Annotated in this window: 23 protein-coding genes; 12 read left to right on the top strand and 11 right to left on the bottom strand. The window is 53.9% G+C overall.

Features of this window, described 5'->3' with window-relative positions; genetic code table 11:
* Positions 1 to 15: 15 nt before the first annotated feature.
* The 3 genes from FAP39_RS13480 to tgt form a co-directional block, all read right to left on the bottom strand.
* Positions 16 to 414, bottom strand: a complete 399-nt coding sequence (locus FAP39_RS13480; protein ID WP_138016926.1) for an HU family DNA-binding protein — start codon at positions 412 to 414, stop codon at positions 16 to 18.
* Between the two features lie 182 nt (positions 415 to 596).
* On the bottom strand, positions 597 to 2,993 hold the full coding sequence (lon, locus tag FAP39_RS13475) for an endopeptidase La (protein WP_138016925.1): 2,397 nt from the start codon (positions 2,991 to 2,993) through the stop codon (positions 597 to 599).
* A 222-nt stretch (positions 2,994 to 3,215) separates the two neighbouring features.
* Complete coding sequence (gene tgt, locus FAP39_RS13470; protein ID WP_138016924.1) at positions 3,216 to 4,346, bottom strand: tRNA guanosine(34) transglycosylase Tgt; 1,131 nt, start codon at positions 4,344 to 4,346, stop codon at positions 3,216 to 3,218.
* 106 nt (positions 4,347 to 4,452) lie between these two features.
* Here tgt and FAP39_RS13465 point away from each other — a divergent pair, with 106 nt between their 5' ends.
* The 5 genes from FAP39_RS13465 (at position 4,453) to tpiA (ending at position 7,436) form a co-directional block, all read left to right on the top strand.
* A complete protein-coding gene (locus tag FAP39_RS13465; protein WP_138016923.1) occupies positions 4,453 to 5,343 on the top strand; it encodes an SPFH domain-containing protein in 891 nt (296 codons plus the stop codon).
* Positions 5,343 to 5,618: an NfeD family protein gene (locus FAP39_RS13460; protein WP_138016922.1), complete on the top strand. Its 276-nt coding sequence runs from the start codon at positions 5,343 to 5,345 to the stop codon at positions 5,616 to 5,618. Before FAP39_RS13465 ends, FAP39_RS13460 begins: the two co-directional genes overlap by 1 nt.
* 166 nt (positions 5,619 to 5,784) lie before the next feature.
* On the top strand, positions 5,785 to 6,147 hold the full coding sequence (locus FAP39_RS13455; protein ID WP_138016921.1) for an SUF system Fe-S cluster assembly protein: 363 nt from the start codon (positions 5,785 to 5,787) through the stop codon (positions 6,145 to 6,147).
* A 28-nt stretch (positions 6,148 to 6,175) separates the two neighbouring features.
* A complete protein-coding gene (locus FAP39_RS13450; protein ID WP_138016920.1) occupies positions 6,176 to 6,526 on the top strand; it encodes a HesB/IscA family protein in 351 nt (116 codons plus the stop codon).
* Positions 6,527 to 6,686: 160 nt separating this feature from the next.
* Complete coding sequence (gene tpiA / locus FAP39_RS13445; RefSeq protein ID WP_138016919.1) at positions 6,687 to 7,436, top strand: triose-phosphate isomerase; 750 nt, start codon at positions 6,687 to 6,689, stop codon at positions 7,434 to 7,436.
* A gap of 87 nt (positions 7,437 to 7,523) precedes the next feature.
* Here tpiA and FAP39_RS13440 read toward each other — a convergent pair whose 3' ends face one another.
* The 3 genes from FAP39_RS13440 to FAP39_RS13430 all read right to left on the bottom strand — a co-directional run bounded on the left by FAP39_RS13440 (position 7,524) and on the right by FAP39_RS13430 (position 10,718).
* Complete coding sequence (locus tag FAP39_RS13440) at positions 7,524 to 8,918, bottom strand: TRAP transporter large permease (RefSeq protein WP_138016918.1); 1,395 nt, start codon at positions 8,916 to 8,918, stop codon at positions 7,524 to 7,526.
* A complete protein-coding gene (locus tag FAP39_RS13435; RefSeq protein ID WP_138016917.1) occupies positions 8,918 to 9,628 on the bottom strand; it encodes a TRAP transporter small permease in 711 nt (236 codons plus the stop codon). The genes FAP39_RS13440 and FAP39_RS13435 overlap by 1 nt, the downstream gene beginning before the upstream one ends.
* 85 nt (positions 9,629 to 9,713) lie before the next feature.
* Positions 9,714 to 10,718: a DctP family TRAP transporter solute-binding subunit gene (locus FAP39_RS13430; protein ID WP_138016916.1), complete on the bottom strand. Its 1,005-nt coding sequence runs from the start codon at positions 10,716 to 10,718 to the stop codon at positions 9,714 to 9,716.
* 348 nt (positions 10,719 to 11,066) lie between these two features.
* Here FAP39_RS13430 and FAP39_RS13425 point away from each other — a divergent pair, with 348 nt between their 5' ends.
* Positions 11,067 to 12,143: a fatty acid desaturase gene (locus tag FAP39_RS13425; protein WP_138016915.1), complete on the top strand. Its 1,077-nt coding sequence runs from the start codon at positions 11,067 to 11,069 to the stop codon at positions 12,141 to 12,143.
* Positions 12,144 to 12,177: 34 nt separating this feature from the next.
* Here FAP39_RS13425 and FAP39_RS13420 read toward each other — a convergent pair whose 3' ends face one another.
* From FAP39_RS13420 to FAP39_RS13410, 3 genes are all read right to left on the bottom strand, one after another.
* Positions 12,178 to 13,407: a sigma-54-dependent transcriptional regulator gene (locus FAP39_RS13420; protein WP_138016914.1), complete on the bottom strand. Its 1,230-nt coding sequence runs from the start codon at positions 13,405 to 13,407 to the stop codon at positions 12,178 to 12,180.
* A complete protein-coding gene (locus FAP39_RS13415) occupies positions 13,404 to 15,158 on the bottom strand; it encodes a sensor histidine kinase (protein ID WP_138016913.1) in 1,755 nt (584 codons plus the stop codon). Before FAP39_RS13415 ends, FAP39_RS13420 begins: the two co-directional genes overlap by 4 nt.
* Before the next feature lie 92 nt (positions 15,159 to 15,250).
* Positions 15,251 to 15,721 (bottom strand): Lrp/AsnC family transcriptional regulator, encoded by a 471-nt coding sequence (locus FAP39_RS13410; RefSeq protein WP_138016912.1) that lies wholly within the window; start codon positions 15,719 to 15,721, stop codon positions 15,251 to 15,253.
* Positions 15,722 to 15,864: 143 nt separating this feature from the next.
* Between FAP39_RS13410 and cysG the strand changes: the two genes are divergently transcribed.
* From cysG to FAP39_RS13380, 6 genes are all read left to right on the top strand, one after another.
* Complete coding sequence (gene cysG, locus FAP39_RS13405) at positions 15,865 to 17,253, top strand: siroheme synthase CysG (protein ID WP_138016911.1); 1,389 nt, start codon at positions 15,865 to 15,867, stop codon at positions 17,251 to 17,253.
* Positions 17,253 to 17,558, top strand: coding sequence for a DUF2849 domain-containing protein (locus FAP39_RS13400; protein ID WP_138016910.1), 306 nt, complete (start codon positions 17,253 to 17,255; stop codon positions 17,556 to 17,558). The genes cysG and FAP39_RS13400 overlap by 1 nt, the downstream gene beginning before the upstream one ends.
* Complete coding sequence (locus tag FAP39_RS13395) at positions 17,551 to 19,218, top strand: nitrite/sulfite reductase (RefSeq protein WP_138016909.1); 1,668 nt, start codon at positions 17,551 to 17,553, stop codon at positions 19,216 to 19,218. The genes FAP39_RS13400 and FAP39_RS13395 overlap by 8 nt, the downstream gene beginning before the upstream one ends.
* Positions 19,208 to 20,005 (top strand): phosphoadenylyl-sulfate reductase, encoded by a 798-nt coding sequence (locus FAP39_RS13390; RefSeq protein WP_138016908.1) that lies wholly within the window; start codon positions 19,208 to 19,210, stop codon positions 20,003 to 20,005. Before FAP39_RS13395 ends, FAP39_RS13390 begins: the two co-directional genes overlap by 11 nt.
* Positions 20,002 to 20,427 (top strand): DUF934 domain-containing protein, encoded by a 426-nt coding sequence (locus tag FAP39_RS13385; RefSeq protein ID WP_138016907.1) that lies wholly within the window; start codon positions 20,002 to 20,004, stop codon positions 20,425 to 20,427. The genes FAP39_RS13390 and FAP39_RS13385 overlap by 4 nt, the downstream gene beginning before the upstream one ends.
* A 101-nt stretch (positions 20,428 to 20,528) precedes the next feature.
* Positions 20,529 to 21,386, top strand: coding sequence for a ferredoxin--NADP reductase (locus tag FAP39_RS13380; RefSeq protein ID WP_138016906.1), 858 nt, complete (start codon positions 20,529 to 20,531; stop codon positions 21,384 to 21,386).
* Between the two features lie 709 nt (positions 21,387 to 22,095).
* On the opposite strand, the gene FAP39_RS17910 is transcribed toward FAP39_RS13380, so the two are convergent.
* Together FAP39_RS17910 and FAP39_RS17905 are read right to left on the bottom strand one after the other, a co-directional pair.
* Positions 22,096 to 22,875: a sulfatase-like hydrolase/transferase gene (locus FAP39_RS17910; RefSeq protein ID WP_281280261.1), complete on the bottom strand. Its 780-nt coding sequence runs from the start codon at positions 22,873 to 22,875 to the stop codon at positions 22,096 to 22,098.
* Positions 22,872 to 23,507: a sulfatase-like hydrolase/transferase gene (locus tag FAP39_RS17905; RefSeq protein ID WP_281280264.1), complete on the bottom strand. Its 636-nt coding sequence runs from the start codon at positions 23,505 to 23,507 to the stop codon at positions 22,872 to 22,874. Before FAP39_RS17905 ends, FAP39_RS17910 begins: the two co-directional genes overlap by 4 nt.
* Positions 23,508 to 24,009 lie beyond the last annotated feature (502 nt).

Below are 24,009 nucleotides of genomic sequence, written 5' to 3'. Positions count from 1 at the left end.
CCAAGACCTCTAGACTTACTCGGCGGCCTCTGCAACCCCATCTTTTGGTTCAGTGTTCTGATCTTTTGGCTGGCGGATACGCGCAGTAATAACCTTGCCGTTCGCAACCTCTTTTGCACGTTGAACCTTAAGCTTGCCCATGGGACGCAAATTCAGGCTGCGACCTTCGTCAATCGCTTCGCCCAGAATGGCGAGCGCGGCCTCGATAGCAGGCTTTGCAAATTTCTTTTTGATGCCCGACCGTTCGACGACGGCATCCACAAGATCAACTTTCTTCATTTCGGGGGCGCTCACGACAGGTGTCGCTTGTGTCACAACAACCGGTGCGGCCTTTTTTGCGGCGGGTGCGCTTGGCACAGCCGTCTTAGCAGAGGTCGTTGTGGTTTTGCGTGTGCTCGTTGTGGCTTTGGCCATCTCGGGTCATCCCATTGTTTATGAATTGGAAACACCGTAACAGATTGTCGGATTTGACTCCACCCTACATGTTGTAGCCAAAAGCAAAATTTGTGTTTGTATGACGCTACATAAGTCTGCTCTTCGAAAAAAATGGGGCGTGCCTTGCAGCACACCCCATTAGATTGTTTCAAAGAATAGGCTTAATGTGCGGTGGCCCTTGCGCCGGCCTCTTTGGCCAATACGGCCGCAGCTTCTGCCGCTTCATCCCATTCAACCGCGACAGGTGCCGCAACCAAAGCGTGCTCAAGCACCTCTGACGCGTGCGTCACAGGAATGATGTTAAGCCCTTCTTTGACGTTGTCAGGAATCTCGGCAAGATCCTTTTCGTTTTCCTGCGGGATAAGCACCGTCTTGATACCACCGCGCAATGCCGCCAGCAGCTTTTCCTTAAGCCCGCCAATTGGCATCGCATTACCGCGCAACGACACCTCGCCTGTCATTGCGATATCCTTGCGCACAGGAATGCCTGTCAACACTGACACGATCGATGTCACCATCGCCAGACCTGCAGAGGGCCCATCTTTTGGCGTCGCACCGTCAGGTACGTGCACGTGAATATCCCATTTTTCAAACTGGGGTGGCTTCACTCCAATTTCAGGCGCGATTGAACGCACGTAAGAAGACGCGGCGTCGATGGATTCTTTCATCACATCACCAAGCTTGCCTGTGGTTTTCATCCGTCCTTTGCCTGGCAATCTGAGAGCTTCGATCGATAGCAAATCACCGCCAACCGATGTCCATGCCAACCCTGTCACAACACCAACCTGATCGTCTTGCTCGGCCAACCCATAGCGGAATTTCTTAACGCCAAGGAATTCATCAAGATTTTCAGGTGTCACAACCACTTGAGTGGCTTCGCCTTTGACGATTTTGGTCACTGATTTACGCGCAAGTTTGGCCAGTTCGCGCTCGAGATTTCGCACACCAGCCTCGCGCGTATAGCGACGGATCATTTCGTCCAGCGCAGCATCCGTGACTTCAAATTCACCGGCACGTAGCCCGTGATTTTTGGTGACTTTGCTCAACAGGTGCTGTTTGGCAATCTCGCGCTTTTCGTCTTCGGTATATCCAGCAAGCGAAATAATTTCCATCCGGTCCAAGAGCGGACCAGGCATATTATAGCTGTTGGCCGTTGTCAGAAACATCACGTTGGACAGATCATATTCGACCTCAAGATAATGATCCACAAACGTACCGTTTTGTTCCGGATCGAGCACTTCGAGCATCGCCGACGCAGGATCACCACGGAAATCCTGACCCATCTTGTCAATCTCATCCAACAAGATCAGAGGGTTTGTGGTTTTGGCCTTTTTCAGCGCCTGAATAATTTTCCCCGGCATCGACCCGATATAGGTCCGACGGTGACCGCGAATTTCGCTTTCATCACGCACACCACCGAGCGAAATCCGGATGAATTCGCGCCCCGTTGCCTTGGCAACAGATTTACCAAGAGATGTTTTCCCAACACCCGGAGGGCCCACAAGACACAGAATTGGTCCCTTGAGCTTTGTCGAACGCTGCTGAACCGCGAGGTACTCTACGATGCGTTCTTTGACCTTGTCCAAGCCATAGTGGTCTTGATCCAAGACATCCTGAGCACGACCCAAGTCCTTTTTCACACGGGATTTTTTTCCCCATGGGATGGCCAGCATCCAATCAAGGTAATTGCGCACGACGGTGGCTTCCGCGCTCATCGGGCTCATGTTTTTAAGCTTCTTGATCTCGGCGTCGGCTTTTTCGCGCGCTTCTTTAGACAGCTTGGTCTCTTCGATTTTGCTCTCGAGTTCGGCAACCTCGTTCTGGCCTTCTTCGCCATCGCCAAGCTCGTTCTGAATGGCTTTCATTTGCTCATTCAGATAATATTCGCGCTGGGTCTTTTCCATTTGGGATTTGACGCGTGTCTTGATCTTTTTCTCGACCTGCAGAACGCTCATTTCGCCCTGCATAAGCCCATAGACTTTTTCAAGACGCTCAGACACCGACAGCGTTTCCAAAAGCTCTTGCTTTTGTTCAACTTCAATTCCCAGATGTCCGGCAACCAAATCCGCAAGACGTGCCGGTTCCCCGGCGTCCGAAACTGCGGTCAGCGCCTCTTCCGGGATATTTTTCTTAACCTTGGCATAGCGTTCGAATTCATCGCCCACAGTCCGCAGCAATGCTTCGATTGTTGCCGCGTCACCAGGCATTTCGCTGATGTATTCTGCGGTAGCTTCAAAGAATGTGTCATTCTCCAGAAACTCGCTGATGCGTACGCGCGAAACGCCCTCGACCAACACCTTGACTGTGCCATCAGGTAGTTTCAGCAGTTGCAGCACATTGGCCAACACACCAACACGGTAGATGCCGTCCGCATCCGGATCATCCTCGGCGGGGTCAATCTGGCTGGACAGCAGAATTTGTTTGTCATCCTGCATCACTTCTTCCAACGCGTGCACGGATTTCTCGCGGCCCACGAAAAGCGGCACGATCATATGTGGGAAAACCACGATATCGCGCAGCGGAAGGACAGGATAAGACGAATTGAGTGGCTCTTGCATACTCGGTCCTTGTTCTTAGCAAAACAGCACGGGTCCCACGATTGGCAACCAGTTGGCCGTTTCCGTTTCCTCGGAGATTTAAGTGGGGCCTTAGAATGCCCGTTTCAACCGCCCCCGAATGTGTGGCGAACACAATGCCCCTCTGAAATGGCGGGGACAAGCGCCGATTGCAGGCAATTGAAGAAAAATCCGAAATGGCCCGCAATCGTCTGAATGTGGGCCCTAGAGCGGCTCGATATCCCCTTGGGCACGCCCCTCATGAAAGTCGGTCACAAACTTGTCGAACGCCCCGATTTCAATAGCATCCCGCATGCCCTGCATCAAATCTTGGAAATAGTGCAGATTGTGCCACGTCAACAGCATGCCAGAGATCATCTCATTCGACCGGAACACATGGTGCAGATACGCGCGGCTGTAATTGGAACACGCCGGACACGTACAATTTTCATCCAGAGGTCGTGGATCATCGGCGTGACGCGCGTTCTTGATATTCACCACACCATGGCGGGTAAATACTTGTCCGGTACGCCCAGAGCGCGATGGCAATACACAGTCCATCATGTCGATGCCGCGCGCGACCGCACCCACGATATCGTCGGGTTTTCCAACTCCCATCAGATACCGAGGTTTGTGTTCTGGCAACATATCCGGCGCATAATCAAGCACGCCAAACATTGCCTCTTGGCCTTCGCCAACCGCCAATCCACCGACGGCATAGCCGTCAAATTCGATATCACGCAGCAAAGCCGCGCTTTCGGCGCGCAGATCTTTTGTGACGCCGCCCTGTTGGATACCGAACAATGCGTGCCCCGGACGATCACCAAACGCATCTTTGGAGCGTGCGGCCCATCGCATCGACATCTGCATACTTTTGGACACTTCGGCGTCCGTGGCTGGCAATGCCGGACATTCATCAAAGCACATGACGATATCCGAGCCCAGCAACCGTTGAATTTCCATGGACCGTTCTGGGGTCAGTTCATGCCGCGAGCCGTCGATGTGAGATTTAAACGTCACGCCCTTTTCAGTGAGCTTGCGCAGCCCTGCCAGAGACATCACCTGAAACCCGCCCGAGTCCGTTAGAATTGGGCGATCCCAATTCATGAATTTGTGCAATCCGCCGAGCCGATCAATCCGTTCTGCTGTCGGGCGCAACATCAGATGATAGGTATTGCCCAACAAAATGTCGGCGCCCGTGGCGCGCACACTTTCGGGCATCATGGCTTTCACCGTTGCCGCAGTACCCACCGGCATAAATGCTGGTGTCCGAATATCGCCACGCGGCGTCGAGATCACGCCTTTGCGCGCTTTGCCATCAGTCGCTTGCAAATCAAATGAAAACCGGCTTGTCATCTGTCACCTTTCAGGTTTTTTGTCTGTCTAAGCGCAATCACGCCTGCTTGTAAAACAAGTGTTCAATCGCAATATTAGTATTACACGCATTAGAGAAAGAATTTTCATGTCCGAAGACCAGTTGTTTGACCTTTTTGCCGGGAATATCTTGTACCTGCTGGGCGCAGTATTCTTCATTGTTGTCATCTTCAAAGGTGTGCGGATTGTTCCTCAATCTGAAAAACATGTGGTCGAACGTTTTGGCCGCTTGCATTCGGTTCTTGGGCCAGGGATCAATTTTGTCGTGCCATTGCTTGATAGTGTCGCCCACAAAATCTCTATTCTTGAGCGCCAGTTGCCCACAGCCAGCCAAGACGCCATCACAAAAGACAACGTCCTGGTGCAGGTTGATACATCCGTATTTTACCGCATTACAGAACCAGAAAAAACGGTTTACAGAATCCGCGACGTCGATGCGGCCATTTCGACAACCGTTGCTGGCATAGTCCGAGCCGAAATCGGCAAAATGGATCTGGACGAAGTGCAATCCAACCGATCACAGTTGATTTCCACAATCAAAATCTTGGTCGAAGATGCCGTTGATGATTGGGGCATCGAGGTCACCCGCGCCGAAATCTTGGATGTAAATCTGGATCAGGCCACGCGCGACGCCATGCTACAACAGTTGAACGCCGAACGCGCCCGCCGTGCCCAAGTGACCGAGGCGGAAGGCGCCAAGCGCTCAGTGGAATTGAACGCGGATGCAGAGCTTTATGCGGCCGAGCAAATCGCCAAGGCCCGACGCATCCAAGCCGAAGCAGAAGCCTATGCGACCCAAGTCGTCGCCCAAGCAATCGCGGAACACGGCATCGAAGCCGCACAATATCAGGTGGCTCTCAAACAAGTCGAGGCCCTGAATGCCTTGGGACAAGGTGAAGGCAAACAAACCATCGTGCTGCCAGCTGCCGCACTCGAGGCCTTCGGGGACGCCTTTAAGCTGCTAAAAGGAAAAGCATAATGACCGATCTTGCCACGACATGGTGGGTATGGCTGGCGGCCGCGTTGGTCCTGTCCATCCTTGAGGTTTTGGCACCCGGATTTGTATTTTTGGGGTTCGCCATAGGTTCGGGTATCGTCGGACTGTTGCTTCTGGGTCCAGCTGCAAGTTTCTCACCTGCCCTGTTGTTGCTGATTTGCGCAGCGTTGTCGCTGGCGTCATGGCTTGTCCTGCGGCGTGTGTTTGCCTTGCCAACAGGTCAGGTCAAGACATTTGACGGCGATATCAACGACTGACCCTTGCCACACCTCAGCGGTCCTGCTCAGAACGTCAAAGCGCGACTTGAGCGGGACAGATGATGCCAAATATGGCTTGTGCGCCAAATACACGTGACCCCACCTCTGGACGCGCCGCTGTACAATCCCTATATGTTCGCTCAGGAATAGATTCAGGACAACACAGATGACACAGGCACCAGACCCCGTAGAAGGCACGCCGCTTATTGCCCCAAGCAGCACGGATCACCCGCTACACGAACAGTTGGTCGAGGCTTGTCGCAGCGTGTTTGACCCGGAAATTCCGGTGAATATCTATGATCTTGGTTTGATCTATACAATTGAGGTCAACGACGAGAACGATGTCCGCGTTATTATGAGCCTGACAGCTCCTGGGTGCCCCGTCGCTGGGGAAATGCCGGGTTGGGTCGAAGAAGCCATCAGCGGTGTCAGCGGCGTACGCTCTGTTGCGGCCGAGCTGGTTTGGAACCCACCGTGGGGCATGGAAATGATGAGCGACGAGGCCCGCCTCGAACTCGGATTTATGTAGAACAATCAATCCTTCAGGAGACAAACTCATGTTCGGAATTCCTGGGAAACAGGCTGTGACGATAACGCCCGCTGCGGCGGCCCAAATCGCACGCCTAATGAAAAAAGATGGACACAGCGGTTTGCGCATTGGTGTCAAAAAAGGTGGCTGTGCAGGCATGGAATACACCATGGACTATGTCACCGAAACCGATCCGCTTGACGAAGTGGTCGAGCAGGACGGCGCTCGCGTGATGATTGCCCCTATGGCGCAGATGTTTCTTTTTGGGACCGAAATCGATTACGAAGTGTCACTGCTCGAGGCCGGTTTCAAATTCAACAACCCCAATGTCACCGAGGCCTGCGGTTGTGGTGAATCCATCAAATTCGACGGCATGTAATCTGTTCAAGACCTGATCACCCCGATCGCGATCCGCACTTTGAGAAAATCTCATCGTTTCCGACCTCGGGGTGTATCGTCGAGATCGCGCTGACCTCTTGACCTATTGGCTTTGTTTGCCGACAAGACCCCCCAATTGAATTTTACAAAGGACATTGATGATGCAGCGCAAGTTGGCAGCAGGGAATTGGAAGATGAATGGCCTTGGCTCCTCTCTGGCAGAGGTGTCCCAGCTCAGCACGGCCCAACCAACCAAACACACAGATATATTGATCTGCCCTCCTGCAACGCTGCTCTCTCGAGCGGGTGACGCCGTCAACGACAGCCAGATCATGATCGGCGGTCAGGATTGCCACAGTCAAACCACAGGCGCACACACCGGTGATATCTCGGCCGAGATGTTGGCCGACGCAGGGGCCACTGCGGTCATTCTTGGACATTCAGAGCGCCGCGAGGATCATGCAGAAAGCAATGCCAACGTTTGTGAAAAAACACGGGCGGCATGGGCAGCAGGACTGACCGCCATCGTGTGCCTCGGAGAGTCACTTGCGCAGCGCGAAGATGGATCAACCCTTACTGTTGTCGGAGAGCAGCTCGCAGAATCCGTTCCGGATCACGCAACGGCAGACACGCTTGTGGTGGCGTATGAACCTATTTGGGCCATTGGCACGGGTAAGGTGCCCACACTTGAGCAAATCGGCGAAGTTCATGATTTCATGCGCGCCCAACTGTGCACGCGGTTTGGCACCGAAGTCGGAGCGGCCATTCGCTTGCTCTACGGAGGCTCGGTCAAACCCACGAATGCACCTGAGATCTTTGGCGTGCCCAACGTCGATGGCGCGCTTGTAGGGGGCGCCAGCCTAAAGGCATCCGATTTCCAAGCCATCATTGATGCGCTCGACGCAGCCTGAATATTTCTTCACCACCAAGCAAGATGACACACAAAAACGGCCCCCAAAATTCTTGGGGGCCGTTTTTTCGTTTCAGACCTGATGTCATCAATTGGTGATGATTTCTGGCCCCATCAGCGCGTTTGGCAACAGCGTCGAGATTGCAGGAATATAGGTTACCATAATCAAGAAGACGAACAGCACAGCCAAGAATGGCAAAGCAGCGCGTACAACGCTCATCATTGGCATCCCTGCCACCCCAGAGGTCACGAACAGGTTCAGACCCACCGGAGGCGTGATCATCCCGATTTCCATGTTCACCACCATGATGATGCCCAAATGGATTGGATCAATTCCCAATTCAATCGCGATTGGGAACACCAGCGGTGCAACAATCACCAACAGGCCCGAGGGCTCCATGAATTGCCCACCGATCAACAGGATCACGTTCACAACCACCAAGAACATCACGGGACCAAATCCAGCAGACAACATCGCGTTTGCCACGTGCTGCGGCACCTGTTCATCAGTCAAAACGTGTTTCAGGATCAAGGCGTTGGCGATGACAAACATCAACGTGATGGTCAGCTTTCCGGCCTCGAACAGTGTGTGACGCGTGTCTTTGTGAACCCATGCGGTCAACAATGCCTGTGGCTTTCTGAGCAAGCTTACTCTGGCGGCGTCTCCCTTGCTCGAGAGCGGCCCCATGTCACGATAGACAAAGCTTGCGATCAAAAAGGCATAAATCGCTGCCACGGCGGCGGCCTCGGTTGGTGTAAAGATCGCTTTTGTCACGCCTGGGATACCATAGATCCCGACCATGATGATGACGATCAGCCCAAGACCCCACGCCGCATCCCGAAAGGATGCACCGATTTCGCCCCAGCCTGCCCATTCACCTTTGGGCATATTGCGCACCCGTGCCATGACATAGATTGCAATCATCAACATCACACCAGCCATAATTCCCGGAATGACCCCAGCGAGGAACATACGCCCAACCGACACCTCAACGGCTGCTGCATAGACAACCATCACAATGGAGGGCGGGATCAAGATGCCCAGTGTTCCTGCGTTACAGATCACACCCGCCGCAAATTCTTTGGTATATCCCGCTTGGCGCATCGCTGCGATCACGATCGATCCAATGGCCACAACCGTTGCAGGGGATGACCCCGAAAGCGCGGCAAACAACATGCACGCAAACACGCCGGCGATCGCCAAGCCCCCTCTAAGATGCCCGACACATGCGATCGAAAAGCGGATGATCCGCTGTGCGACGCCGCCAGTCGACATAAATGAAGATGCCAAAATAAAGAACGGGATCGCCAAGAGCGTCGAGTGTCCCTCAAACGCACCGAAAAGCGTTTGTGCAACCGACGCCAGAGAGCTGTCGGAAAAGACGAGAAGAAACAAAATCGAAGATGTTCCCAAGCTCACCGCAATCGGTGCGCCCATCAGCATCAGCCCTATGATTAGGACAAAAAGCAGTGCCACTTCCATTAGTCAAACTCCCCACGCTGTTCGCGGATTTCCTGAATTTCATCTTCCACTTCGTGGCTGGCGACCAAACGATCAATCTTGCCAACCCACACCAGCTTCGCGGCTTGTACAAAGCGAAACAGTAACAGCGCCATCGACAGCGGCAGCACGAGATAAGGCACCAAACGCGGCAGCTTCTCATAGGCCTCGCCTTCGTTGAACACATCCTCAAGGAACTTCAACGCGCCTGGGTTGGGCACACTTTCAACCTCGTACCAGCCTTTTGCGCGGAATTTCTCTTCAAACCCCAGCGGAAACCAACGTCCCTCGGTTGCGGGTAAATTGGCAAAGTTTGCCCAGTAATCCCACGATCCTTTAAGAAGCAAAAATGCGTAAATTATGCACACGGTGACCGTGAGTACCGCGGCAACTTTGCGCGCAGACGGTCCAAACATATTGATAATGGCATCAACGCCCAGATGGGCGTTCTTTTTGACGGCATATGAGGCGCCCAACAGACACAACCAGCCGAACAAAAAGACGGTTAGTTCCCCACCCCAAAGTCCGATATTTTCGAGTTTGAGAAGTTCGATGAAAAACGGTGGGTCATTTGCAAACAATTTGCGGACCAACACATTAATGAAGGTAATCAATGTCATGATACCAAGGAGCGCGGCGATCAGCGTTTCCTCGATGCGGTCGACAAAGCTCTCGCTTGGATGCGGATGCATCTGCTGTCCCCTTTTCGATTAGAAAAAAAGGACGGGCACAACAGGCCCGTCCAAGTCAGGTGCGCCTCACAGCGCACCTATGATTTTACATCTTGGCGTTGATGGCTTGGGCAGCATCGATGTTTTCTTGACCTACATCACCAGAGAACTTGTCCCAAACTGGGCGCATTGTATCGACCCACTCCTGACGTTGCTCGGCTGTCAGTTGGCGAATTGTGCCACCTGCTGCCGTGATCGAGTCTTTTGCAGCATTGTTGACTGCGGTCGACTCAGAGTTCCGAACAGCCGACACTTCGGTCAGAATGGTCAGGAACTGATCGCGCACATCAGGCTCAAGGCTGTCCAGCCAATCGACCGATGTCACCACTAGATAGTCGATAATGCCGTGGTTGGTTTCAGTCACACCGTCTTGGACTTCGAAGAACTTTTTGCCATAGATGTTGGACCATGTGTTTTCTTGGCCATCCACAACACCCTGTTGCAGCGCGCCGTACACTTCAGAGAAGGCCATCTTTTGGGGCGATCCACCGATTGCTTCCATTTGCGCCACCAAAACGTCCGATGACTGTACGCGGAACTTGAGGCCATTTGCGTCGGTTGGCGAAATCAAAGGCTTGTTTGCCGACATCTGTTTCATGCCATTGTGCCAATAGGCCAAACCCTGCAAACCACGGCGCTGCATTGAATCCAACAGCGCCTGACCATTTTCAGAGGCTTGGAACGCGTCGACGGCATCAATGTCTTTGAACATGAATGGCAGGTCATAGATGCGGAATTGCTTGGTGAATTTTTCGAACTTGGACAACGATGGTGCTGCCAACTGAACGTCACCCTGAAGCATGGCTTCGAGAACTTTGTTATCATTGTACAATGTCGAGTTCGGGAAGACCTGCATGCAGGCTTTGCCGTTCATTTCATCATTGACGCGCTGTTCCAGCAAAGACGCAGCAATTCCTTTTGGGTGCTTGTCTGTGTTGGTCACGTGGCTAAACTTGATGACGATCTCACCTTCGTCACATGCGGCTTGCGCAGCAGTACCAGCGGTTACGGCCAAAGCCATTGCGGTTGCAGCTGTTGTAAGGAATTTCATAGGGTCTCCTCCCGTTTTTTCCCGTTTGGTTGTCTCGCCCCCAAAGACTGGAGGATATGGTAAGACTGTGACAATCAGCGGATTGGCGCTCAAGACTTTGTTTTATTTTCAGGCCAAGTGATGAAATTTCAAACAAATTCATTATGTTGTCATGCTGAATTCACAACGCCCACATTCCAAGAATGCAATGCTGTGCGGGATTTCACACAATGAAATTGTGCGTTGTGCGAAAATCCGCACAATCCGTAATCTTCCATATAGGCCGTCAATGAGATCATCGGCCTCATTGACCCGCCCCGACGACATTGCATAACTTGCACGACAGACAGTTTTTTGGATTACAAAATTATGAATGCTCCTGCCACCAGCGCCCAAGGCATTTCCCCTCAGTCACGCCGACACAATGAAATGCGTAAACAGGCGCTTGCGGCACACCCCGCATTGGCCAAGCTGTCCGGCCCGCAGCCGCTCACCGCATTGGCGCTCCCGGTTCTACTGGCGGTTCAGTGGGGCATCGCGTGGGCCGTATCAGGTGGCGGGGTGCTTTTGGTGGGCATCACCGCCTTTCTCGTTGGACAATTGGTCTATCATAGTGCCGCATCGCTTATTCACGAGACCTGTCACAAACTGGTTTTCCGGGGACCCAAAGCCAAGCTGGGCTTTGATCTGGCACTCGAAGTTATTTTGACGTCTTATGGCAAGCAACTGATCTATCAGCACCAACATGTCACCAGCCATCACCCGTTTGTTGGCGATTACGAGCGTGACTACGAGCACGAGGACATCTGCGCGCTACAGGCCCGTCAACATGTTCGCCGCACCCATCCAATATTGCAACATTGTCTGACGGCGCTGACGCTTGTTCTGCATGCGTTGCCGCTCGGGTTTATGTTGGGGGATTTGGTCCTGCCACATCTGTATGCATGGGCATCCGGACGTCCTGTCCACGATCCAAAGACGCGATTTACGGGCACAAGCCCCACCGGACAAAGCATGCGTCCGTTTATCCTTGTGTCACTGGCGTCGAACCTCGCCCTGTTAGCTGTATTTGGACCCTGGGCCTTGCTGTATCACATTTGGTCCCTGTCATTTTTTCTGGGCAAGCTCGGGGTGTCGAACTTGGGACAATCCCTAAGTGAACACCCCGGCACGGATGATGTGAACCCCACGCGATCGACCTATGGTCCAATCAATTGGATTTTGTTCAACACCGGCTATCACAATGAACACCATAGCTTTCCAAATGTGGCTTGGACGCGGCTTCCGACCTTGCGCAGGACGGCCCCAGAGGTCTTTTGCGCCATCTCGGACAAAAGCTATGCCGCCCATTGGTGGGCGCATGTCAGACAGGACTTTACCGCAAGTCGCCGCCTAAAATTGCACGACACAGATCAACTGCAGCGCTGCAAGGGACAGGATGCCTAGGCCCCGTCGCTTGTAAGATAGCGGAACAGTGACATCACCGAAAATCTTCGGGGCGCAAGTTATGCTTGGCCAGTTTATCATAAAAGGTTTTGCGCGGCAGCTTAAGCGCTTCGGCGGCTGTACTGGCGCGCCCCTGTGATCGACGCAGCGCTTCTTGCAACAAGGACCGCTCGACTTGGGCCATTTGCTCGCTAAGCCCAAGCCCTCCTTCGGGGCGCGGATCATTGTCGTTCAACCCCAGCACAAACCGCATCGCCACGCTCATGAGGGCACGGGCATTCCCCGGCCAATCGCGCGCCATTAAATCTGCGAGGATATCAGACGTGATATCAGGCGGCGTCAGGCCGGATTGTTCACCAGCTTGGGCGACATATTGTCGAAACAGCACCGGAATGTCCTCTGGCCGTTCCGACAGCGAAGGAATGCGGACCTGCATCGCATCCAGACGGTAAAACAAATCCGCATGCAACGCACCTTGCTCGACCGCTTCAGCCAGATCGGCAGTGCTGCCAAAGATCAAACGCGGATGATCCCCTTGTTCCATTGACCCCAACAAGGAAAACTGGGTTTCCATGGGCATTGACGTGATTTCATCCAAAAACAGACTGCCGCCTTTTGCATCGGCAACCGCTTTGTCAAATCTAGGTGCATCCAGCCCCGAAGCGGCGTGCTTTCCAAACGGCCCCTTACCCAAAGGCGACGATAAATGGATAACCTCGGCCACCTTGGAAATTCCAACACCACGCGCACCGGTTACCAAAACCTCGGCATTGATCCGCGCGACGCTGCGCACCCGAGTTCGCAACCCATCGGCAAGCCCAGACACTCCAAAAATCATGCGTGCAGCGGGGTCGCCAACCTCTAATTGTGCCTTAAGACGGCGATTTTCCAATACCAATGCGCGGGTTTTCAACGCACGTTCCAGCACCGACAGTAACTCTTTGGGCGCACATGGTTTTTCCAGAAAATCAAACGCCCCCTGCCCCATGGCGGAAACGGCCATTGGAATATCGCCTTCGCCCGTCAGCAAAATCACTGGCAACTCTGCATCGATGTCTCTGGTATACCCAAGCAAATGAAACCCATCGCGCCCGGGCATGCGAATATCCGATAATATCACGCCATCAAATTCGGCCGAAATATGATCTTTGGCCTCGATGAACGATCCGGCCTTTGTGCTGACCAAATCCGCAAGATCCAGCGTCTGGCCCAGCGCGTCCCGTACGGCGATATCATCATCCACAACAAGAACCCTGCGTGTCATGCGGCCTGCTCCTCGGTCCAGTAATCAAGTTCAACTGTGAAAATTGCGCCAGAGTCGATTGCGTTCGCACCACGAATCTGGCCGCCAAAGCTCTGCACCAATCCATATGAAATCGACAATCCCAACCCCATGCCTTCGGAGCTGCCAATCGCTTTGGTCGAAAAAAACGGATCAAACATTTTTTCAGGCTCTTGGATGCCCGGGCCCGTATCGCGCACAGATATGCGGGCGCGCGCCCCACGAATCACCTTGATACTCAGAATTTTTGGCGCGCTTTCAGCCATTGCATCCACGGCATTCGCAATCAGGTTGACCATAACCTGACCCAAACGCACCTCTCCACCACGTACCCAGATCGGGCTCTCGGGAGGCGTCCACTCTAAGACAATGTCATGCTGACGAAAGCGCGTCTCGCTGAGTTCGAGGGCCGCATTGATCACTGATACAATGTCAACGCGCCCGATCGGTTCGCTTTCGTTGCGCGCAAAAGCCCGCAGATTACGAATGATCCGCCCCATCCGCGTGGCCATCGCCGAAATACGCCCCAAATTGTCAGCAGCAATATCCGTCTTACCACGCTCAAGAAACAAGGCTCCGTTCTCTGAATACTGCTGGATGGCCATGAGCGGCTGGTTCAACTCGTGACTGATCCCTGCTGACATTTGGCCCAGCGCGCTCAGTTTTCCAGCTTGAACCAAATCTGCTTGTGCTTTCTTAAGCGCTGCCTCGGCATCCTCGCGCTCGGATATCTCGCGACGAAGCTGTGCGTTGGTCTCCGAGAGCGCTCGTGTGCGCAGTGACACACGCTCTTCGAGCACCGCGTTGGCCTGCGCCAAAACTTGCCGGCGCAACATGGCTTGATACAGCAGTACCCCCGAAAAGAAGATCAGCGCGGCAACCATAGCTGCTTGGAGCGCCGCCAAGCGCACTGCTGGTGCCACATCAATCACGGCTTCCCCCCTTAGGCCAATCACTGGCAAAGGTTTCACAAGATGCATCCCGCGTTTGGGCAGGTATGGCCCCCAGTCCAGCCGCCACAATGTATGCCCAGCGCGCGCATAGCTCTGAAACTCTGGAGCGCGCCCCTGACCGGGGACAATCGCAGCAGAGCCCGACAGGCGTTCCCAAAACAACAGCTCGGATCGGTTGGAGATAAACACCACTCCGTATTCATCGACAAAATACACGGCGGGCCGATCCCCACGCCAATTCCACTCGACATTTTCGATATCAACCGTGACCACCAAAACACCGCTGACACGGCCATCTGCCCCGAAGCTGGGCGAGGCAAAATAGAATGCGCGCCGCCCCGTGCGGGCATCTACCCCATGATGCGCCCCCAGTGCGCCATGCAAGGCCCGTTCGAAATACGGCGTGCCAGACAAGGACGCTGTGATGTCTTTTTGCGCCGACGCCAGGACGCGCCCGTCAATATCCACATAGGCAAGATCAAGCGCCGCAGTCTTATCCGCAGCCTCTAACAACAATGATGTGGCCTCACGGGCACTGGCCCCATCCTTGGGCAACGCCTCTAGGATGGGATGGCCAGCCATAAGAACGGCCAATTCCTGATATCTTTGCAGTTGGGCTGTTAGACGATCTGAAGCCAAAGCCAGGTCAGCCGCCCCCCGCTGGGCAAGCTGATCAAGCGCCTGACCATACCCTGCCCGCCACACACCGGCGGTAATTGCTGTCAGAAAGACAACAAACAGCGCCAGAATCGCAAACCTATGACGGACCCAAGTTTTCATTCCTGTCAGAGTACCAAGGCAATGCGCATATTGGCCAGCCACAAGACAACAACGGCTCTCACCGTTCCTCCCCTTACGCGCTTACACAGGCATCATCCTGTGAACATTGGCAAGCTTGTGGTGGATTTGATTTCTTCCATGGAGAGCAACGCGGTGACGTTGTGCACGCGTACTTCGGATATCAATTGCTGATAGAACAGATCATAGGCGCGCGCATTCGCAACCCGTACCTTGAGAATGTAATCAATATCTCCAGCCAGACGGTGCGCTTCTTGGACTTCGGGGCGATCCTGCAATGCCTTGAGGAACTTCGCCTGCCAATCGGCTTCGTGCTCACTGGTTCGGATCAACACAAAAAAACAGGCCTCAAAGCCAAGCGCCTCTGCATCAAGCACCACAGTGTTTTGTTTGATGATTCCGGCCTCTCGCAGTTTACGGATGCGATTCCAGACGGGTGTCTTCGAAGACCCCACACGCTTGGCAATATCATCCAAAGACAACGACGCATCCCGCTGCAACTCCTCAAGGATCTTCCGATCCATGTCATCAATTCGCAACGCCATTCTGTTTTCCCTTTTCATTTAGAACAGGTGGTTTGTTTTCTCACAGAGGAAGAACAAACGTTTCTATTTTTGTGAACACCTAGCGGAAATACGGAATAATTTCCTATATTACAACCAGATTTATTGCCGTGGTGGAGTCTGAGATGAAACACTTCCCTATATATCTGTCGATGACAGACACGCGTATCGTGCTCTCTGGCGGGGGCGCAGCCGCCTTGGCAAAGCTGCGTTTGCTGTTGAAGACCGAAGCCCAGATTGATGTCTATGCGCCGACACCCGCCCCAGAGATCGTACAGTGGGCAGAGCAGTCACGTCTGACACTGGTATCGCGGCCTCTCATGCTAGAGGACCTGACCAACGCCAAGCTGGTGTATGCGGCTGACGAAGACCCTTCTGTTGATGCCCGCACTCAGGCGCTTGCTGTCAAAGCGGGGGTTCTGCTCAATGTTGTCGATAACCTCAAGGACAGTGACTTCATCACCCCCGCGATCGTTGACCGTGATCCGGTGACCATTGCCATTGGAACAGAAGGTGCCGCACCTGTATTGGCCCGCGCTCTCAAGGCCGACTTGGAAGAACGCCTGCCCCCCCGACTGGGATTTTTGGCGCGCATCGGCAAATCGTTTCGCAAGGCCGCGGATGCGCTGCCTATGGGGCGGCGGCGGCGGGATTTCTGGGCTGATTATTACTTCACCGCTGGCCCCCGCATTTCCAATCAAGACGATGCGCACGAGAAACTGCAAGAACTGCTCACACAACATCTCGAAGCCCGTGATCGCGCAGGCCACGTTCAGTTTGTTGGTGCTGGACCTGGCGATCCCGAGCTGCTGACGCTTAAGGCGCGCAAAGCACTGGATACCGCAGATGTGGTGATTCACGATCGCCTGATCAGCCCCGAGATTTTGGAACTTGCCCGCCGCGAAGCCACCCTATTGGATGTTGGCAAACACGGATTTGGGCCATCCACACCCCAAGAAGATATCGACGCCCTTATTGTTGAGCACGCCCAGCAAGGTGCCCAAGTGGTGCGCCTCAAGTCTGGCGATCCCACTGTGTTTGGCCGTCTCGACGAAGAAATCGAGGCCTGCGACGCCGCCGGTGTCAGCTGGAGCATTGTACCGGGGATCACCGCCGCATCGGCATCGGTCGCCTCTATCGGCCAAAGCCTGACCAAACGCGGGCGCAACGGCTCTGTGCGTTTCTTGACCGGACATGACATGCAAGGATTTGCAGACCATGACTGGCGCACCCTTGCGATGCCAGATCAGGTTGCCGCAATATATATGGGGAAAAAGGCCGCGCGCTTTGTCCAAGGACGCTTGCTTATGCATGGCGCCACCCCTGACACAGCCGTGACCGTGGTCGAAAGCGCCTCGCGGTCAAATCAGCGTGTTCTGTCCACCACCCTCTCGAACTTACCAAACGCACTTGCCACAGCCGCATTTGATGGCCCTGCCCTGATGTTACTTGGGCTCCATCCGCGCGCGGCTTGCGCACTTGTCCTTGACCCTATGAAACAGGAGCTAGCCTGATGGCCCGAGCTTTCACCCCAAAAGTCGTCACAGCCAATGCCCTCTTGGAAGGCGATGTCATCTATCTTGCGGCAGACGATAGCTGGACCCGCACCCTGTCAGACGCCGAGCTTTTGACTGATGAGGCAGACGCGCAAATACGCTTGCTGCATGCCGAACAACAGTCAGAGCGCATCGTTGGTGCCTATCTGGCAGATGCAATCGCGGGCCCTAACGGCCCAGAACCCACCCATTTCCGCGAAGCGTTCCGCCGCACAGGCCCCTCGAACTACTTCCACGGCAAACAGGCAGAGACCCATGTATAAGTATTCAGACTTTGACACCGCCTTTGTAGCAGAGCGCAACCGTCAGTTCCGCCACCAAGTGGAACGCCGCATATCGGGCGCCCTCACCGAAGATGAATTCAAGCCTCTGCGCCTGATGAATGGCGTCTATCTGCAACTGCACGCCTATATGCTGCGTGTGGCAATCCCCTATGGCACACTCAACAGCGCCCAAATGGACCAATTGGCCTATTTGGCGGATACGTGGGACAAGGGCTATGGCCACTTCACGACGCGCCAAAACATTCAATACAACTGGCCAAAGCTGAATGACATCCCTGATATGCTGGATGCCTTGGCCAAGGTCGAGATGCACGCGATCCAGACTTCGGGCAATACCATCCGCAATGTGACCGCAGATCACTTTGCCGGGGCCGCCGCCGATGAAATCGCTGATCCGCGCCCTGTGGCCGAATTGATCCGCCAGTGGTCGACCGATCACCCCGAATTCCAGTTCCTGCCGCGCAAGTTCAAGGTTGCCGTCACCGGAAGCCCAAACGACCGCGCCGTGATCAAAGCCCATGATATCGGGTTGCGGATTGTACAGAACGACCAAGGCGAGACCGGATATCAGGTCATCGTCGGCGGTGGTCTTGGCCGCACGCCAATGATTGGCAAAGTCCTGCACGATCACCTGCCCGAAGCGGACCTTCTGCCGTATCTAGAGGCGGTGGTCTCTGTGTGGAACCTGCTGGGCCGGCGCGACAACAAATACAAAGCACGCATCAAGATCACGGTGCATGAACATGGTCTGGAGGACATCCGCGCCCGCGTTCAGGAGCGTTTCGACGCCATTCGCCCATCCTTTGACGGAATTGACCAAGAGCTGTTTGCGGGCATCAAATCCGAATTTGCAGCGCCGGCCTTCCGGTCTGCTGAGACGGCCGCCTTTGACCAAGCTTATCAAAGCAACCCGACCTTCCAAAGCTGGGCTGATAGCAACCTGAGCGACCACAAAGCGCCGGGATATGCCATTGTCACGGTATCCATCAAGAAACACGGGCAAACACCTGGTGATGCATCCAGCGCACAAATGCGCGTGCTGGCCGAGCTGGCGCGCCTGTATGGGCATGACGAATTGCGCATCAGCCACGAACAGAATGTGATCTTGCCGCACGTTCACAAGTCTGACCTTCCGGATGTCTATGCCGCCCTGCGCGAAGCCGACCTGCACACCGCAAACATTGGCAAAATCAGCGATATCATTGCCTGCCCCGGTATGGATTATTGCGCGTTGGCCACGGCGCGCTCTATTCCTGTGGCGCAACAGATCGCCACGCGGTTTGATGAACTCAAGCTCGAGCACGATATCGGCCATCTGCAAATCAAAATTTCAGGCTGCATCAATGCCTGTGGCCACCACCATGTCGGCCACATCGGCATTCTGGGTCTGGATCGTGCGGGTGTTGAAAACTATCAGATCACCCTTGGCGGCGATGCCACCGAAACCGCAGCCATAGGCGAGCGCGCAGGTCCGGGCTTTGCCTATGACGAAATCGTGCCTGCAATCGAACGTCTTGTGCTGGGCTATCTTGACCTGCGCGCGGCCCCTGAAGAAACCTTCCTTCAGGCCTATCGCCGTCTTGGTCTGGCACCGTTCAAGGCGTATCTCTATCCAGAGGCTCGGGCTCATGCTGCATAGCCCAAACGGTATCACACCTTTGGTCGGCACTACAGCCGGCGGCCCTCTTGCGCCCCGCGCGCAAGAGCTGGCCAAGCGTGTCGAGGATTTGAATGCGCGCTACAAGCACCATTCTGCAACCTCGGTCATCGAAGCCGCCCTGCGCGATCCGCAGGCTGGAAAAGTCGCTCTGGTGTCATCATTTGGCGCGGAATCGGTGGTTTTGCTGCATTTGGCGGCCATCGTGGACCGGTCAATTCCTGTGCTGTTTGTTGATACAGAAATGCTCTTTACTGAGACTTTGGTGTATCAGACCGAGTTGGCAGAGCGGCTGCACCTGAGCAACATCCAGACAATCAGGGCCTCTGAAGCAACCCAACAGGCCGAAGATCCGGACGGGACGTTACATCAAGTCGACACCGACGCATGCTGTGCATTGCGCAAAACCCGACCCTTGCAAAAAGCCCTGCGCGAGTTTGATGGCTGGATCACCGGACGCAAGAGGTTTCAGGCCGGCACGCGCGCCGCTCTGGATTTCTTTGAGGTCGAAGACATGACAGGCCGCATCAAGGTGAACCCCTTGGCCCATTGGGCCCCCGAAGACGTCCGCGCCTATATGGAAGAAAACCGGCTGCCTCGACATCCGCTGGTCGCTCAGGGGTATCCGTCGATTGGCTGTGCACCGTGCACATCCCCCGTCAAGGAAGGCGAAGACCCACGGTCAGGCCGCTGGCGGGGACAGAACAAAACAGAATGTGGCATCCATGTTGTCGATGGCAAAATGGTGCGAATTGGAGAAACAGCATGACCGTACTTGTAACCGATACTGGCTTTGCGAAAGATGACTGGTCGCATGGGTTTGTCCCCAAAAGCGAGGCCGCGAATGATGTAACTGCGCTTGATGTTGCCTCAGATGCGGACGTTACGGATCTTGTTGCGAACCTAAGCGGCGTTGTCATGATCCGCATCGATTTCCCAAGTTTTGCTGACGGGCGCGGGTTTACCCTTGCACGGCAGCTAAGACTGGCGGGCTTTACCGGGCGTTTGCGCGCCCATGGTCACGTGATTTCCGACCAATACGCGATGGCGCGCCGTTCTGGATTTGACGAAGTCGAGATCAGTGACGAACTGGCAGAACGCCAGCCCCAAGAAGATTGGGTATTTCGCGCCGATTGGCAGTCACATGATTATCAGGCCCGTATGCGCCAACGCGGCAAAAATAGCGCCTAAACACGCCAATATTTGCGCCACATCAAAGACGTACAGAAAATACACCTTCAAAACTTCCCCCGAACTGATAATGAGGGGCGGAATTTCCCGTCTGACATCATATGACTGAGCAAACACCTGTGACCGACACTCAAGCACCTGCCATCCCCAAAGTCCCTACCCTGCCTGACGCTCAGAAAGTTACCGAGGTCAAGCACTGGACAGATCGTCTTTTCTCGTTCCGCGTCGCACGCCCCGCGTCGCTGCGGTTCCGGTCTGGAGAATTTGTGATGATTGGCCTGATGGGCGATCCTGACCCAAAGACAGGCAAACAAAAGCCGCTGCTGCGGGCATATTCTATTGCGTCCCCGTCTTGGGATGAAGAGCTCGAGTTTTACTCGATCAAGGTTCAGGACGGGCCGCTCACATCCAAGCTTCAGCATATCCAGCCCGGTGACGACATTATTTTGCGTCCCAAACCGGTGGGCACCTTGGTGCATGACGCATTGATTCCCGGTCGCCGCATCTGGTTCTTTGCCACAGGTACAGGATTTGCGCCTTTTGCATCCTTGCTCCGTGAGCCACAAACCTATGAAGACTATGAAGAAGTGATCATCACGCATACCTGCCGCACCGCAGGCGAATTGACTTATGGTCGTGAACTGATTGAAGGTCTGAAAGAAGACGAGCTGTTGAACGAAGTCATCGGCGACGGTTTCTGGAAAAAAATCAAATATTACCCGACCACCACTCGCGAAGAGAGCCCGAAAATGGGCCGGATCACGGATCTGATCCGCTCGGGCGAAGCGTACAAAGATCTGAGCGTCGAACCGCTCTGCCCGCAAAATGACCGAGCTATGATTTGTGGTAATCTCGCGTTCAATCTCGAACTCAAGGATATGCTTGAAGAGGCCGGCCTTGAAGAAGGTGCCAACTCCAAGCCCGCACAATACGTGGTCGAAAAGGCGTTTCTGGACTAGGATTACCATCCAGAGGCTTATTATTGATCACGCCTGTGTGGTGACGCATTCCACCTTATGGGACACGATTGGACACCTATTCCGTTGTCTCCAAAAATTGAGAATTGGTCGCGATTCATCGAGTCGCGACCATATTTCGTTCTTATGACACAGGCCCGCGCGCAATCGTGTAGATCCTGTATGTCACCCCCCTCAACTGGATAAGTCGACGCTAGGGTGCAGGATGCAGCAAGTCCAAAGAACCCGTACCCCAATGTGCAATAGTGGGCGCTTGAGCAGACTTTGATTGCAAGATGCCGAGCATTTCTTGTTTGGCATGACCCTCAATGAGTGCGCATTCCTGTTTTGCGGCAAAGGTTTTATAAGCCCTTCTACCAGTCTCGAATTGTGTAAATGGCTCTTCAACGAAAAACACAGACAGTACCATCGACTCCTGACTTGATCTCAGAACGAACGTTTTGCACTCAGAGCGCACTATGGTTGAGCGCTCCCACCTACATTTAGGGAACTGTGTTTCACCAAATAAGTTTGACGAACCGCGGTTGCGTCAGCTGGTCACTTCAAGGCTCTCTGCCAACTTCCCCACTACTTTTGGCAAGCAATTGAGCCTCCCCATGAAACTGGGGAGGCTCATCTCCAAGTTCGCACTTGTCGAGGTTGAAGTCTCCAAGATGACTATGACAAGCTCCGCAGATAGCTTGAGTGTTTGTTATCTCATCTGCCAGGATTCAAAGACTTTCACAGTCTCTTTTGATTCAGGACGCAGATTGCTGATACCCTCGTATGGTACGCCTTTTCCGCCTTTTGCATGAGGGTACTGGTGAATTCCCATCTTGTGGCGCTTGACCATGTCTTGGAAGCTGGCGCCTGACCACAGAGCGGCCTCGATCAATGGAATCCGTTCCCGAGGGTCACGGGTCAAATCAAATACGGGTGCAGCAGCACCTGGTACGCCCGGAGCAGGCAGGTGCATTTTGAATTTCTGCTTCACCACGGACCGAAGCAATGGACCTTCGTAAATATACACATAGTCACGGCGTCCATTGGTATCACCTTCCAATAGCAAAGCCGCCTGATCAACTCCGTCAATAATGCGGTCTCTTGGAATGAAATCAGTTGCCTGTGCCACGCGTGCAAATGTCGTGTAAAGGTCACTGACGTGGATCATATCGCCGGCCAGAGTGTCGGGCGAAATGGCGGCAGGCCACCGGGCAAATGCATTAACCCGGACCCCACCTTCAAGGTGATCAGATTTTCCGCCACGATAAATCATATCATTCATGCCGGTGGTTTTTTGGTAGCCCAACAGAAACGGGCCATTGTCGCCCATGAGCACAACCAGTGTATTCTCTGCAATCCCCAGCGTGTCCAGTTCATCCAAAATGTTGCCGACCCAACCGTCAAGCTGCTGCATGCTTTCAATAATGGTGCCGCCGTTCTGAGTCTTGAATTGTTCCCGATCGTTCCGCGCCAGATTGATCGGGATCATAGGCCAGTACTGTAGAAAGAAGGGCTCGTCTTGGCAGACAGATCCCGCAACAGGTCCAGCGTTTGATCTTGGTAACGCTGGTTCAATTCATTGTATTTTGCTTGGCTCCACTGCTCGCCGGGTTGCATCCCGACTTCATGTGCTTCTTCACCCTTGCGGGCTTCGACACCCGTTACCAAACCAAATGGCTTGAATTTCGTGTCTATCGCATAGGGATCGGAATAAGAGCTCCCCATGAAACCAATCATCGTGTTGGCGTGGTCCGCGTCTGTGGTCATCCAAGCCAACTGAACCTGTTGGTGGATTGGAAAGGCTGCAAAATCAAACCCTTGGTTATGGGGATACGATTCTTCAATATCCCCCATATGCCACTTACCAATATGCGCAGTGTTGTAACCTGCCTGCGAAAGCACTTCTGCAATGGTGACCTCACTCGCGGGCAAACCTTCTCCGACCAACGCCACTTTAACTTCTTTCAGGCCGGTGCGGACCGGTTGTCTGCCCGTCATCATTGCCGTCCGAGTCGGGGTGCAAGATGGCTCGGTATACATGCGCATGAAAGACATGCCCTGATCAGCCAGCTTGTTGATGCGGGGAGTCTGAGTGCCCCGGACAAAATTAAGCTCGGGAATTCCGAAATCGCCAAAACCTACGTCATCAACTAGGATGTAAAGAATATTCGGGCGCTTCCCACCCTGCTGTTCTTGTATTTCGGCCAGCTTGGCGTCAATTCTCAGGTCTTGCTCTTGCCACTCTTTTTCATGCTGCGCCTTGATGAAATTGAACTCACCATCATAGATAATATCCGCTGCATAGGCTTGATGACCGATACAAAGTCCTGCGAATGCTCAAAGTATTGCCTTAGACAAGCGCATTATTATCTCCTTATCGAAATTCAAAAAACGTCCAAACCGGAACAATTGTGGCATGGAGCGTGACCATTCCTTTCCATTTCAATCAGCCACTGAGCTCCAAGTCAAACGAGCATTCAGTTCAATATATTCTCGGATTTGAGCCGAGAATGTGCTCAGTTAAGAGATCCGTTCTGGAGAGGCTAAATGGTCAATTGTGGACCTGTCACGGTTTGATGCCGCTCCTTTGATAGCATTTACTGCAACAAAGGAGATGAACTAT

The organism is Shimia litoralis, from assembly GCF_005518135.1.
Classification (GTDB): domain Bacteria; phylum Pseudomonadota; class Alphaproteobacteria; order Rhodobacterales; family Rhodobacteraceae; genus Shimia_E; species Shimia_E litoralis.
Note: the sequence above shows the minus strand (reverse complement) of the source record. Positions and strands in the feature narration are given on the sequence as shown.